The following is a 13262-nucleotide window of genomic DNA, read 5'->3' as shown; positions in this document are numbered from 1 at the left end:
CCGATTGACCATCGCTCGAATCGATTAGAAACATTAACACATACGGCATTTTCTTCGCCAGACACCACATTAATCGATGTGATTTGTCCGACAAATAAGATTTCAGCAAGAAGCGGTTTTCCCTCTTCACCGATGGCAACCATCATCAACCGCACTTCTCGCCCTCGACTTTGCTCATTCATCACCATCCCCACCAGCGATTTATCAAAACCCGCTAATTTAAGCTGTAATTGTGGGGGACTGGTTGTCTTATTTTCTTTTAGCTGACTGATTTCGCCTAAACTTCCTACACCTAAATAGGTTTCCCCCGCAATAATCAGTTGCCCAACACCGGTATGCGCACAGGTCACGCCTGATTTCAAATCGAGTCTGGCAGCTAAAACGATATAAGCCCCCTCATTAATCGCGTTGACCATGGCATCAGAAAATGGATGATATTGCATCAGTACAACACCTCCTCAAAAGATAACGTGATATTGGTATACCCCAAGCGACGATGCTGAAATTTACCCTGTTCATTATCAACGAGCCGAAATACTCCAAAAGGACGCTCAACCTCGAGCATTTCATTGACGGTAGGTGACATTCTTAACATCGGCGAAATAAGAATAATGGCACGTCCTTGATGATCACTGACCACATCCGCCACCACCATTTTGAGTTCATTGCCCACAGTTAAGCGATCCCCTTGCTGTAACACGCGCATATTGCGCTTCCAGTCCTTTGTTTCTAGCCGATGACCTAATTGGCTCGGTATTGCAATGCGAGGCGAACCATACCCATAACGCCCTTTTCTTATCCAACTGGCTATTTTGACTCGCCCCGACATCCCATCCAATGAAGCCACCAGCGCTTCTAACTGGCGCGATTTCTCTTCATTTAAATTATTGAATGTCAGCTCACAACGCCAACGACTTCCCGGAAAGCGTACCGTTTGACTACTTCCATTAAATGGTGAGGTAAAGGTTTTGCTGTTACTCAATAATTGCCAGTTTTCCTGCGTGGGGATCACCTCTTTTGGCCATTCAAGAATAGACATTTAAACTCCTAATGTTCTGCGTGCTGCACCATTACTTTGAAAGTCTTGTAACATCATCGCGTGAGCTTTCTGTGCGCCTGCTTCTGTCCCTTGTTGTGCGGCTTCTTTCATTGCTTGCGCAAGTACAGCGTCACCATTTCCTGTCACCGTAATATGATTAACGACCGTCATTTGTACACCACTCGCACGAGCTAACGTCGGTTGTGGTGTAACGGGTATTCGCCCTGCGGCCGCCCCCACAAAGCCCCCTGAAGCATAACCTTGCGCAGCATGCATTAAGCGATAGAGATTACCGACACCCAATTTAGCCGTCGCTTCTTTGGTAAAAACAAACTCACCACCATGCACAATCCCTTTAGGCTCAAATTTCCCGCCGTGCCCCGTATAACCACCGTAAGCATGTCCTTTGCTCATCCATCCCATATCAAAGCCCATTGCCTGCCCACCTGCTTCAATGGCTTTGAAAACCAGCATTTTCATCACCATTCGAGTGATATCGGAGATCACCGCATTGGCAAAATCTTTAAAGCTTCCTTTACCCGTTAAAGCAAAATCGGCTAACGCATCAGACATATTATTAAGCGCATTGGTAGTGACATTTCTGACGTTCTCCATCACATCCATGGCCGACTCATTGAAATCCGATAAGCCTTGTTTTAATCCCGCCATCGGATCACCTTTCATGGCCTCTCGCTTCCTCAGCTCTTCCTCAATCTGCTGTTTAGTGAGTTCGACATTGCGTTGTAAGTTCGCCAACTCTTTTTCGCCTAAATCCACACTGGCTTGCTGATAGAGCACATCAATCTGACGAAGGGCATTGATCTTTTCTTGCTCTGCGCGTGACTTTCCTATCAAGGTGGTTTCAAATTGCATCTGCTCAATTTCTTTACTGCGATCATAAGCAAATTGCGCAACCGAGTTGGCACGCGCCAGATCATCAATGGCTTTCGCTTTTTCTTTTATTGTCTCAATCGCTTTGGGATCGATTTTTAAGATGGCATCAAACTTATCTTTATTCTGTTTGATATCGGCTAAGGCGGATGTGTATTCATTAAAGGAAGAGGTAGTACCATACAGCTGAATACTTTGTCCATCCGCAATCAGTGAGGCTTGTTTTTCCTCTAATTCCGTTAAGATTTTGGTGTATTGCTTGGCATAATCAATGGTGGATTTCTTTGGCTTATTTCTTTGAGCCAATAACGCATTTTGTGCTTTAATTTCTTCGGTCAAAGCGTCTTCATAACCTTTTTCTTCAGGTTTAATTCCCCGTCTTTTCAGCACATCTTCCGCATCCAACTTAGCCAGCTCAGCAGGAGAAGCCTTAGCTTTCATGATAGTACGCCGAGATTCAGCAATAGAATCCTCTATTTTTTTTGCGATGACCTCGCTCATATTAGCTTGACTATTTGCCGCTTCATCTGTCTTATTAATTAACGCATCAAAATCATAACCCAAGTTTTTTAATGTCACCCTAAATTGGTTAATGACACTCTCAGCCTCCTTTACTTTCGATGCATAACGCTGATATTCATCACTTTGCTTACCATGTTTTTCTTCAACCAATGCCAGCATTTGTCGCATACTGGCTCGCTGACGCTCTAATATCGTCAACTGTGAAGCCACCTCCCCCATCGCTGCATCAAGTCCGATTTTTGCTTCTCTTTGATTTTGCGCGATTATCTCTTTATAACCTTCATGGTCACCCGTAAAACTCAAGTAACTCGAGGCATTTAAGCTCCAACCGGACTTCGAGTCTGCTGCCAATTTTTTAGCTTTTTCTAACGATCCTTCAAATTTTTCAATCTGAGCATCAATACCTTCAGATAATTTGCCTATATTCGTCAGCAATACTTGATTATTCATTGCTTTTAAGGCTTCTGTTGATGTATCTAGAGCATTGGCAAATTCGATCGATTCTCTTTTAGCTTGTTTGATATGTTCGCTATATTCATAGACGCCCATTCCAACAGCCGTTATTGCCGTTAACGCCAGTCCAACAGGGCCACCAACTAATGCCAATGTCCCACTCAACGCTCTTCCTGCGACCGTGGCTTGACGGCGTGCCGTCGTTAATGCCCGCTGTGTCGCCGTTTCTGCTATCAGTGCTTGTTTGTATCTTAAAGAGGCTTCCGTCGCTAACGATTTTGTCGCAATCACTTTCTCTAAGGCATAACCTTCTGCCGCGGTTCCTTTCGCCACTTGATAACTCATTTTTGCAGAATTCAATGCCGATAATGCCGCCTCTTTATCCGCCCATGCCTTCCTCACGGCACTGGTTGCTGCCACACTGTTTGCCTCTGCACTCTGTAATGTGGCTTTGGCTTCATTCAATGTGGCTTGATTTTTTAAGTAAGTGGCTTTTGTCCATTGAGAAAGCTTGGCGACTAAAGCTGTAACTGCAAGTCCTTCTGCGATTTTAGCCACCGTCGATAAGTGATTAGAAAGTCCCTCTAAGCCCGACGTTAAAAGCTGAGTCGCACCTGTACCTTGATTGGCTTCACCAACAAACCTCGTCATTGCTGATTGTAAATTAGTAAAACCTTGACTAACGGTTGTCACACTGGAAGCAAACTTCTGATCAACAGAATTTTTGACTTTCTCCAATGCCTGAATGATTTTATCAATCGCCATTTCACCGTCTTGGGCTTTCTTTTTTAAATCCCCCATGGAGATCCCCATGCCTTCTGCGATGGCCTGTGCTAAACCAGGGATTTGCTCGATAACAGAATTTAAATCTTGCCCACGTAACTGACCTGCTGCTAATGCTTGGCCAAACTGAGTTAACCCCATTGTAGCAGAGGCAGCACTGGCTCCTGAAAGAGAAACCGCTTTAGAGACGGTTTCCGTAAGTTCAGCGACTTTCTGCTGACTTAATCCTAGACGATCGGCATTATCCGCAAAACGCTGATAAACCTGTGCTGTGGCATCCAATGATTGATAGGTTTTTTGGGCAATATCATAGACGGCTTGTGTGGCTTTATTTAACTCGATAGAACTTTCCGTCACCAGTTTTAAGCGGTTCTGTAATTCTGTCCAACCATCGGCATAATTAATCACTTGCCGTACAGATAATGCACTTACTGCGACGCTCGCAAAACGGGTAAAGAGTGCCGAGGATTTTGCAGTTTGCGATACCATTCGCTCTTGTTGTACGGTGATAGCTTGAAGACTGACGCGAATACTTTGCCCAAATTGTTCTGTTTGGCGCTGGCTACGGTTGATCGCATTTATGAAATTTGCCGTATTCAGCGTCAAATCGATATTTAGTCTCCCCAATGCACCAGCCATAAAAACTCCTTAAAACAATAAAAAAGCCCCAACAAAGGGGCTATCGATTAGCTAATACACTCTCAGTAACGTTATCCCACAGCTCTTCTTCCGTAATTTTCTTCTTCCACATCGGCATAAAATCCATCAATTCAGGTGGAGACGTTTTCGGATCACGATTTATCATCGCGAGAAGATGCGCCACTTGTGCCATCCGATAATCCTCTCGCCATAAACCAAAGGGTTGTTTGCGATAAAAGGCCTCATATTCACACAAGTGGCTTTCAGGCATTTGCTCGATTTCTGCGAGCGTTTTTCCCAGTGCCAGCGACAATATCAGTTGGAATTGTCGCCGTTCTCCGAGTTTTTTTCGCTGTTCCCCGCTTCGGCTGTAAATACCGCATTAGAGAACCCTTGCCCTAGACGATTAAGACCTTTTAAATCTTCTTCATTTTCAGCATCAAAAAGCAGCTCTCCTTTTTCATCACACAACTTAAAAGCCAACATTCTGGCGACATCATATTCATCGTAAACACGATTTATCGCCTCATTAAATTGTTCGGGATCGTCTTCATCTAAATAAATGTCCTGCGCCTCGGCAAGCTTGATTTTAATTTGACGAAGTTTGCGCTGAATGTAATTCATGGTGCCAACATCCAGCTCTTTGACATAAAAGGTGTTGTCTAAATAAGTAAAAGGCGTCACTTTCAGTGCTTGGTTTAACACTAATTCACGCAATAACGCGTTAGACATAATTACTCCTAAGATTTTTTATCGAGAAGGGAGAAGAGAAATAATGAGGTGGATGAATTAAGGGTTATTTCTTCGCATTCAAATAATCACGGCCAGACAATTTAATCGAGATCCCCGAATCCATCATTTGCCCTACACTGCCATCAATGTTCATGCCCGTTTCGACGGAGCCGTAATAAAACATGGAGCCTTCATCTCGCGTTAAGACCATTTTCACTGCGAATTTTTCTTTGCTGTTTTCATATTTACGCAAGAGTCGCTGCACCTCACTGGAGCTATACCGTAAGAAAAAGGTCAATTTAATTGAGCCGTATTCCGTATCGCCAGATTCATATTCCTTCCCATCACTGCAAATGGTAGTGACATCAATTTGTTCGGTTGTCGAACCGTCTTTGCTGAAACTTTTTACCGCACAAAAGTTATTAGACCACTGAATACGTTGTGCTTTGGCGTTTACAAAATCCGTGGGTAGCGTTTTATCACTCCAATCCACTTCGTCGCACAGGGTCACTTTATTGCCATCAACCTGTGCAATGGGAAAACGCCCATCTAACTCCCCTAAACCCGATAACATAATCATGTCATCCGCTTTCAGTTTATTATTGGCGATGGTAATGGTTGCGGGTGATAACGTCGCTTCCGTCACTGTCATCGCCTCCCCTAAGCCTGTTTGCACAAAGATCTTCGTGCCGAGGAAAGGCGTCGCTTTATGGTTTTTTGACTTTGCCATATCCATTCCTTATTTATCTGATGAAATCATTAATTCAAGAACAAGCCGATGCAATTTGACATCCGCTTCATACCCAAAGACCGCATTCATTCGTTGTGCAAATGGGATTGCCTCGATAATCTGAGCCTCGATTTTTTTACGCAAGACTATGAGAGGTTGTGGTTGTGGCGCATACACATCAAGTTGCACGCGATAGTTGTCTAAATCCGTATCCTCCAGCGCACTGTTAGGCGTGATGCTGGCAAACTGGATCACAATGGCGGGATAATGCCCTTTGCCTTCGGGTAATACCTGAAAAAAAACCCTTCCATCGACAAGAGGTGAAAGGGTCTCTTTTAATTGCTGTATCATGATCTCTACCTTACTTTTTCAATGTCCTCTTTGAGTGCTTGAACAATCACTTTAGCCGTCGCTTCCTTTTTCGCTTCAAAACTGGGCCGCATAAACGGTTGTGCGGGCATCTTGGCGGTGCCAAACTCGACAAACCACCAATAAAACGGATCATTTGGGTTCAATGCCGCACTTTTTCCCGTTGCCTGTTTAAAGGCAGACACCTTTTTACCCGATAATGATTTCACCCAAATGCGCGTTTTAACTTGCCCATTGCGCTGCACTTTCGTTTTAGAACGAATATTGCGCTTGATGGTGCCTTTGCGTCGATGAGGCACCGTTTCCTTAAGAATAGGTACTCGATGTTTGATTTCTTCTTTTAACGCCGAAGCCCCTACATTCATCGCCTTACGCGCGCTTTGATTTCTAGTTTTACGGGCGATGTCTTGCATTCGTTGAGCGAGTTCAGACAATCCACTGATTTTAATTTCACCCATCATTCACGCCCTCTTTGCACATTAATTGAAGCTCACGATGACGCTCATAAGGGTCAATAATCGAAATAATATTAAATATTCGCTTACCCCATACAATACGCATTGAGGTATCGATATCAGCGATATAGCGAATAAGAATTCGCGTTGTGGCCTCACTTTGTACTTGCTGAGCTTGAAAATATTCTCGCCCTTGATAAGGCATGATCGCTGCACGTACTTTTGTCGCATGATCCGTCCAAATCACATCACTGCCACTGATGGCATCGGGCGCTAATACTGATTTTTGAATATGAATAGTGTGGCGTAATCGTCCTGCACGCATAAAACCTCCTACAACCCATAAATCCGGTAAGGTTGAAGTAGTGCGGTGACCGCAAAAGGTTGTGTAGAAAAAGCTTGCCCCGAAATTACCCCCTCACGATTTTCATACCATTGCGCAATTAATAAGAGCATTGCCGCAATCACATCATCCGTTAAGAACAAGGCTTCAGGATCTTCTTGTGCTTTATCCATCTCCTGAGTTTTATGTAATGTTCGACGCGTGTAATTTTCAACATATTTCACAGCGGAACCGATATACAGCGTCAATAAATTATCGTCATCCGTAAAATCAGGATCGATATTGCAATGCTGCTTCACCAATTTGAGAGAAAGCATTATTTCTCCTTTTTCGCCTTAATATTTCTTTTCGGTTCAGGTTCGGGTTCAGTAACAAGATGTGTTTCTTCCTGTTCTTTGGCATAGCCTTTTTGGATTAACTCCCGTCCATGTTGCTCTAAGGTATCAATCTGCTCGCCTTCAAGCACCACTCGTCCCTCAAAATAAATGGCTCGTAAGATGACTAATTTCATATCACCTCCAAAGAAAAAGCGGTCATAAAGACCGCCTTAGTTACATTAATCACTTGACGTTGCTACCGTAAAATCACCGTAAACAAAGGCTTCTGGACGTTTGATCGCCAAAGCAAGACGCTCTTCACAACGAATAGAGATCATGTTTTTCTCAAAATCATCGGCGTTTTCCGTTGAAATCACCACATTCGTTTCTTCGCGATCAAAGAGCTGTGCACCCGCATTAAATGCCCCTGTTAAGAATTTCCCTTTAAACGCGGGAGTTTCTGTTGCCACAACCGGTAATCCCCATAAAGTCGGCCCTGTTAATGCGGAAGGATTAGCCAAAATATAGCGCCCCAAAGCGTCTTTGGTTAGTTCAATTTTCGCCCAGTCAATAAAGTGTAAAACGTGACCAGAAGCAGGGAAACGCGCCAATTGAGCTTGAAGCATGGCAAGCCGTAAATCATCGATACCATTTTGTTTTTCAACCGTAAAGGAGGCTTTATATTGAGTGGCTTGTGGGATAATGCCGTGCAAATGAGCCCCAGATCCATCACCAAATAAAATTTCTTGCTCTTCAACAAACTTCAATCCATAACGCATTTCTGCATCAATCAACGACTGCAACTGAGAAAAATCATCTAAGATTTGTTTAGACGCTTTAAACATATGAGCAATCGTCGTCACTGGCGTGATTTTGGTCGCAAAGGCAATGTCGCTATACGGCTTAGTGGTATTTTCAGGCGCAACCGCCGCCTTGTTGGTAAACCCCGTTTGCTGAACCCAGAAAATGGCGGGAGATTGCGTTTTACCTGACGCAATTAAGTCACGAATAAAAAGTCGTTGTTTCGGTGCAACATCGATACCCGACAATCGTTGTGGTTCAACTACGCCTTCGGCAACCCCCGTAGATGTTAATGCTGCCTGAACAGGAATTGAAACACGCTTGCCCTCTTGAATGCTGGAATTGATCTCTTTTAATACTTCAGCCGAGATCACTTGTTGACCAACACTTTTTACAACCTGCACCGCATTATTGAGTGGCATTTGCGCAACATGTTGTTCTAAATCCCCTAATGCGGCTTTCAGTGTTTTTTCAGATTCGCGTAGCGCATTTAGCTCGGTTGCCATTTTGTCTACGGCATGTTTCGTTTCTTCACTTAATCCACCCACTTTCTGCGCTTCTTTTAACGCTTCTTCAGCTTTGGCATTAAAATGCTGATTGGCTTCTTCAATTTTTGCCGATAGGTTTTTTAATAATTCATTTGTCTCTGACATAGTCACTCCAATTACTTAACGCAGGCAAAGGCGGTCACCGCCTCCTCCAATTTTGACAGGATTTCAGGATTAATATCGCAGGTAGCGCTTGGCATACCATTAGGTTGGGAAGTAGCGCTCGGCGTACTTCGGGTTAATGCACTAATTAGTTTTCGTCGTTCAGCACGAGGTGTGTTGGTTTTGGCAAGTAGCGCATCCAGTTTTCGGATCGCGGCTTGGGGACTTTCATCACCTTCGTCAATCACATCGGCAGAAAGTAGGCTGTCCGCAAATCCCTTTTCTATCGCTTCACTCGCACTGATATATGTTTCGTTGTCCATCATCTGACTCACCACGTCACTCGATTGCCCACTGCGTGCCACATAGATATCGGTCATCGAGGCATCAAAAGGGGCGAGATCATGAGCAAGTTTTGCAAAGTCGTGACGATTTCCTACCCCCATTGCCCAACAGTTATGGATCATTAAAAAGGCACCGCGCCCCATTTTTATTTCATCCCCTGCCATCGCAATAATGGACGCAGCGGAAGCGGCAATGCCCAAAATATTGACCGTTACCTTGCCACTGTGAGCACGAAGCAAGTTATAAATTGCCAACCCTTCAAACATATCGCCCCCTGGACTATTGAGGTTAACGACAATATCTTGCTCACCAATGGCACGAAGCGCGGCGGAAATCCGTTTAGCGGTGACACCTTCACCCCAATAATCTTCTCCAACGACGTCCAATATCGAAATCGAGTTATCCGCACTGGATGCCCGAATACGGCTATTCCATTTATCCAGTGCTTTGGGTTTCAGCTCATAGCGAATCGATGCGCAGGGGCGATCCTCCAGCGCGACTGGCAACTGATTTTTTTTCATAACGATGACTCCTCGGGACGAGGTGGATTGGATTGAGATGGGGTTACAGGTTCACCTTCAGGAAATAACCAGTTAGTGATCTGTGCTTTGAGCTTTTCAGCTTCATTGTTCGTGATATCTTTTCCGAGCTGATCCAGTGGCGTTAAATTAAGCTGAACCGTATAAATATCGCCCCCTTCAATAGGCGGTAAATTCTCTAACCGTCGAACATCATTTCGGCTCATCCAGCCATTTTGTAACGCTGTTGTGTAATAAGCTGAACGTCCTGCACTGTCTGCACGTAATAAGCCCTCAACAGAAAATTCCGCATAATAATCATCATCACTGTCGAGTAAACAACGATTAATTTCTTGCTCAATATTGACCAATAAGGGACGTAGTGTATTGGTCAAAAACTGCATATTCATCCCTTCCACACTGGATGCCCAACTACTTTGCTTATCGGCATGCCCCACCATAAAAGGTGGAACGCGAAACCAACGGCAAATTTCCTCAATGCTAAATCCGCGACTTTGTAATAATTGCGCCGTTTCAGGGTTCATGGTGACATTTTGATAAGACAAATCCGCTTCAAGGATCATCACCTTTCCGGCATTTTTTGAGCCGGTAAACGTCATTAAATGCTTTCTTAGGCGTTCTCGTTGATCGGCTTTCAAGGCATTCTTTGACGTTAATAATCCACTGGTTTGTAACCCATTTTCAAACACTTTTCCGGCCGCTTCATCCGTCGATAACGCGGTACCAATCACATCACGCCCAATCTGGATCGGTATCATTCCGCACACACCATCCATACCAAACCCTCGAATATGCATCATATTTTTAACGGGAATAACCCGTTTATTCGATTTAGGCATAGTATAGGTATATTCCAATTGCCCATTTTCCAATCGTTTCACCGTCATGTTTTGAGGTAATAACGGTTGAAGAGAAACCAACTTTTTCCCGATATAACATTTTTCAATAAACGCATTTCCTCTTAAACATAAGCTGGCAACAACCATCAACATAAAGCGAGAAGGCGTCATTTCTGCATTGGGTTTTCGGCATAATACTGTGTAAGCGGGATGATGTTTCGCCAGTTCGCGCGAGCCATCCGCCTTCGTTTGATAGATTTTCAATGGCAATGTCGAAATAGATTCACTGAGTAACCGAACGCAAGACCATACCGCAGACAGCTGTAATGCATTATCTGCGGTGACCACCTTGCCACTGCTACTCTTTCCAATCCATTCTTCCCAAAAGGCGCCATCAGTTAAACTAATGGGTATCCCCATCCAATTGAGGATCGCCGATTTTATTCGGCTCTTTTTTTTCACGTTACGCATTTAGATCCCCACAATAATTGGGTTATCAAAGAAACCATCAATATCCCCTTCATCCTCGAATTCCCCTTCAGAAGCCCCAATCGCCATTGCAGAGGCCACCACTCCATCAATTCGACCCGTGCTTTTTTTCTTGGCAAAGACGCGGTTATCTTTTTGGTCAGCCTCAAGCACAGCGGATGCGGCATTCCATCTCAAACAAGGATTGGCGTGGATCTCAATCTTCTTGTCATCAATGAGCTGTTCAAACAGTTCGATAGAGTGTGGCATCCACAGCCCTGAATCTTTGGCTTTGTAATATCCTTGTCCATGCGGAGTTAAAGGAACCGTCACACCCGCGTCATCGAGTTTGGGTTCAAGGTATTTAATGCGATAAGGGTCAAAGGCAATGGCTCTCATGCTGACGTGCATCGCCATTTCAGCAATGCGTTCTGCCACAAATTCATATCTCACCGCATTCCCTGGCGTGGTATGCATAAAACCTTGCCTTACCCATAAGTCGTAAGGCACTCGGTCGGTTTTCGCTCTATCCAATAAAGTGTCTTTGGGTGTCCAAAATTCGACATAAAGACGTTTGAGACTAGGAAAATACAAGGCTAATGCGGTTAAATCTTTGGTTCCCGATAAGTCCAGTCCGCCATAACACTCTTCACCTTGAAGGTCATCGAATGTGAACGTGTTTTCACACTGCATCCATGTTTCACTGTTAATCCACGGATTATCGGCATCCACCCACTGACAAAAATTAAGCCGACGCACAATGCTTTCTTTCGCGGGCATACCTCGAGCTTGTGTCACTTGTTCGCGCAAATAGCGATCAGAAAAGGTGTAGCCCAATGACGGATTGGCTTTCCCCCAGCAAGACTCATCCTTAAAGGGATCATCGCCCTCATCCAGTGAGCAAATATAGGAAAAGAAGCTGTCGTCTTCGATAGTGCCTTCGGCAACTTTTCGTCCGTATTCATGGTAGTCATAACACACACTGGTTTTATCATGCCCACTATTGGTGATCATAAATATCAAGGCTTGTCGCCGACCTTTTGTGCCCGCTCGCATCATCTCAACGGCGGTATTATTTTTATGCTCATGAATTTCATCAATCAACGCACAATGGGGACGAGGCCCTGATTGCCCATCATCCGAACTAATCGGACGAAAGAATGAACTCGTTTTCAAATAAGCCAAGTTCCACTCTTTGCCTGTTCCGCCTGATTTGGTGATCCGCTGACTTAATGCGGGAGATTGATCAACCATTGCCACCGCATCACGAAACAAAACCATGGCTTGGTCTTTTTTCGTGGCTGCCGCATACACTTCAGCACGCGGTTCACTGTCGGCGACTAAACAATACAACCCAACGCCACCCGCCATCGGTGATTTTCCTGAACCTTTACCTGATTCAACGTACACAATGCGAAATCGCCGTGTACCATCAGTCATTTTCCAGCCAAAAATGGAGCCAATCACAAAGCATTGCCAAGGCAATAAAATAAACGGTTTGCCTTCATGTTCCCCGCCATTGAGCTTTAAGACTTTCGCGAAAAAATCGATCACCCTTTTGACAGCCTCGACATCCCAGACTAATCCTCGTTGCTCGGCTTCGTTTAAATCTTTGAGATGACGTGCACATGCATGACGAATATCAGGCCCCGCTAAGATTTTGCCTTGATGCACGTCTTGCGCGTATTGTGTTGCGGGATCAACCGAAATATTGGTTGAGCGGATCTTCCTCTTCTTCTCCACCATCCATATTCACCTTCGAGCGAGCGGCAGGGGTTAAACCAAACTCGACTAAATAACTTTTAAAACGGCGATCTGCATCGGCCAACATGGCAACAGCAGGATTCGCTTTAATTAAAAAATCCCCTGATTGCGTTTTTGTGGTGTATGTCCGCCCCTCAATGGCAATGGTGTCTCGCAATTGAAGAATATCGGCGTAGATATCACACAGCCGTTCTAATGCCAGCGTGTCAGCCACGGTTAAAACACCCATTCCATCGAGTAATAAGGTTAATTTTGCCCACGCCATTTTCCCCCAATCCGTTAAATGTTCGGGCGGGCTTGGAATTTCACGTTTAGGTTGGGGTTCTTTATCGTTGAGTTTTCGTTTTCCCGGATTACCGGTGACCACCTTCAAGTGGGTCGGTTTCGGGCGTCTTCCTGCCATCGGAACCTCCCAGAAAAAAACTTTTCATTTCGCGGTTGTGCGCACAAATGAGGGCGCTAGGTAATCAGGGCGAAAGTGTCTGAACTTTTACCCCGCTCCCACCCTGTATTCATTGTGTTATTGATGCCAATGAGAATTGGGATCGAGTGGAATACCATCCGCATTACAGCCAATGACTTT

16 protein-coding genes are annotated in these 13262 nt (G+C 44.6%); all 16 read right to left on the bottom strand.

The window, feature by feature from the left end:
• Positions 1–443: hypothetical protein (locus GWJ05_RS08660; RefSeq protein WP_161681363.1), on the bottom strand; the 443-nt coding region annotated here is incomplete at its 3' end.
• On the bottom strand, positions 443–1039 hold the full coding sequence (locus GWJ05_RS08655; RefSeq protein ID WP_036918208.1) for a hypothetical protein: 597 nt from the start codon (positions 1037–1039) through the stop codon (positions 443–445). The genes GWJ05_RS08655 and GWJ05_RS08660, both read right to left, overlap by 1 nt.
• A complete protein-coding gene (locus GWJ05_RS08650) occupies positions 1040–4327 on the bottom strand; it encodes a phage tail tape measure protein (protein WP_161681365.1) in 3288 nt (1095 codons plus the stop codon).
• 40 nt (positions 4328–4367) lie between these two features.
• On the bottom strand, positions 4368–4598 hold the full coding sequence (locus GWJ05_RS08645; protein ID WP_223231949.1) for a phage tail assembly protein T: 231 nt from the start codon (positions 4596–4598) through the stop codon (positions 4368–4370).
• Positions 4599–4642: 44 nt separating this feature from the next.
• On the bottom strand, positions 4643–5059 hold the full coding sequence (locus GWJ05_RS08640) for a hypothetical protein (RefSeq protein WP_161681364.1): 417 nt from the start codon (positions 5057–5059) through the stop codon (positions 4643–4645).
• A gap of 64 nt (positions 5060–5123) precedes the next feature.
• Complete coding sequence (locus GWJ05_RS08635) at positions 5124–5789, bottom strand: hypothetical protein (protein ID WP_036937600.1); 666 nt, start codon at positions 5787–5789, stop codon at positions 5124–5126.
• Positions 5790–5798: 9 nt separating this feature from the next.
• Positions 5799–6140, bottom strand: a complete 342-nt coding sequence (gene gp17, locus GWJ05_RS08630) for a tail completion protein gp17 (RefSeq protein WP_109910851.1) — start codon at positions 6138–6140, stop codon at positions 5799–5801.
• Positions 6141–6145: 5 nt separating this feature from the next.
• Positions 6146–6592: an HK97-gp10 family putative phage morphogenesis protein gene (locus tag GWJ05_RS08625; protein ID WP_237585115.1), complete on the bottom strand. Its 447-nt coding sequence runs from the start codon at positions 6590–6592 to the stop codon at positions 6146–6148.
• Positions 6593–6608: 16 nt separating this feature from the next.
• Positions 6609–6938, bottom strand: coding sequence for a phage head closure protein (locus GWJ05_RS08620; RefSeq protein ID WP_161681360.1), 330 nt, complete (start codon positions 6936–6938; stop codon positions 6609–6611).
• 8 nt (positions 6939–6946) lie between these two features.
• Positions 6947–7273 (bottom strand): head-tail connector protein, encoded by a 327-nt coding sequence (locus GWJ05_RS08615; protein ID WP_161681359.1) that lies wholly within the window; start codon positions 7271–7273, stop codon positions 6947–6949.
• Positions 7273–7467, bottom strand: coding sequence for a DUF7210 family protein (locus GWJ05_RS08610; protein ID WP_072071162.1), 195 nt, complete (start codon positions 7465–7467; stop codon positions 7273–7275). Before GWJ05_RS08610 ends, GWJ05_RS08615 begins: the two co-directional genes overlap by 1 nt.
• 45 nt (positions 7468–7512) lie before the next feature.
• Positions 7513–8727: a phage major capsid protein gene (locus GWJ05_RS08605; RefSeq protein WP_161681358.1), complete on the bottom strand. Its 1215-nt coding sequence runs from the start codon at positions 8725–8727 to the stop codon at positions 7513–7515.
• 11 nt (positions 8728–8738) lie between these two features.
• Positions 8739–9590, bottom strand: coding sequence for a head maturation protease, ClpP-related (locus GWJ05_RS08600; protein WP_109395509.1), 852 nt, complete (start codon positions 9588–9590; stop codon positions 8739–8741).
• A complete protein-coding gene (locus GWJ05_RS08595; RefSeq protein WP_058336210.1) occupies positions 9587–10918 on the bottom strand; it encodes a phage portal protein in 1332 nt (443 codons plus the stop codon). Before GWJ05_RS08595 ends, GWJ05_RS08600 begins: the two co-directional genes overlap by 4 nt.
• Entirely contained in the window at positions 10919–12661 is a 1743-nt protein-coding gene (locus GWJ05_RS08590) for a terminase large subunit (RefSeq protein ID WP_161681357.1), read from the bottom strand.
• The gene (locus GWJ05_RS08585) at positions 12615–13082 is read right to left on the bottom strand and encodes a phage terminase small subunit P27 family (RefSeq protein ID WP_036905779.1); all 468 of its coding nucleotides are present in this window, start codon (positions 13080–13082) and stop codon (positions 12615–12617) included. The genes GWJ05_RS08590 and GWJ05_RS08585 overlap by 47 nt, the downstream gene beginning before the upstream one ends.
• Positions 13083–13262 lie beyond the last annotated feature (180 nt).

Source organism: Proteus sp. G2626 (genome assembly GCF_009915985.1).
In the GTDB taxonomy this organism is placed as follows: Bacteria; Pseudomonadota; Gammaproteobacteria; order Enterobacterales; family Enterobacteriaceae; genus Proteus; species Proteus vulgaris.
The sequence above is the reverse complement of the archived record's forward strand: the minus strand, read 5'-3'. Positions and strand labels throughout refer to the sequence as shown.

Excerpts from the sequence above, each read along its gene's own strand:
- GWJ05_RS08655 (WP_036918208.1), bottom strand. The coding sequence starts at position 1,039 with ATGTCTATTCTTGAATGGCCAAAAGAGGTGATCCCCACGCAGGAAAAC.
- GWJ05_RS08650 (WP_161681365.1), bottom strand. The coding sequence starts at position 4,327 with ATGGCTGGTGCATTGGGGAGACTAAATATCGATTTGACGCTGAATACG.
- GWJ05_RS08645 (WP_223231949.1), bottom strand. The coding sequence starts at position 4,598 with ATGCCTGAAAGCCACTTGTGTGAATATGAGGCCTTTTATCGCAAACAA.
- GWJ05_RS08640 (WP_161681364.1), bottom strand. The coding sequence starts at position 5,059 with ATGTCTAACGCGTTATTGCGTGAATTAGTGTTAAACCAAGCACTGAAA.
- GWJ05_RS08635 (WP_036937600.1), bottom strand. The coding sequence starts at position 5,789 with ATGGCAAAGTCAAAAAACCATAAAGCGACGCCTTTCCTCGGCACGAAG.
- gp17 (WP_109910851.1), bottom strand. The coding sequence starts at position 6,140 with ATGATACAGCAATTAAAAGAGACCCTTTCACCTCTTGTCGATGGAAGG.
- GWJ05_RS08620 (WP_161681360.1), bottom strand. The coding sequence starts at position 6,938 with ATGCGTGCAGGACGATTACGCCACACTATTCATATTCAAAAATCAGTA.
- GWJ05_RS08615 (WP_161681359.1), bottom strand. The coding sequence starts at position 7,273 with ATGCTTTCTCTCAAATTGGTGAAGCAGCATTGCAATATCGATCCTGAT.
- GWJ05_RS08610 (WP_072071162.1), bottom strand. The coding sequence starts at position 7,467 with ATGAAATTAGTCATCTTACGAGCCATTTATTTTGAGGGACGAGTGGTG.
- GWJ05_RS08605 (WP_161681358.1), bottom strand. The coding sequence starts at position 8,727 with ATGTCAGAGACAAATGAATTATTAAAAAACCTATCGGCAAAAATTGAA.
- GWJ05_RS08600 (WP_109395509.1), bottom strand. The coding sequence starts at position 9,590 with ATGAAAAAAAATCAGTTGCCAGTCGCGCTGGAGGATCGCCCCTGCGCA.
- GWJ05_RS08595 (WP_058336210.1), bottom strand. The coding sequence starts at position 10,918 with ATGCGTAACGTGAAAAAAAAGAGCCGAATAAAATCGGCGATCCTCAAT.
- GWJ05_RS08590 (WP_161681357.1), bottom strand. The coding sequence starts at position 12,661 with ATGGTGGAGAAGAAGAGGAAGATCCGCTCAACCAATATTTCGGTTGAT.
- GWJ05_RS08585 (WP_036905779.1), bottom strand. The coding sequence starts at position 13,082 with ATGGCAGGAAGACGCCCGAAACCGACCCACTTGAAGGTGGTCACCGGT.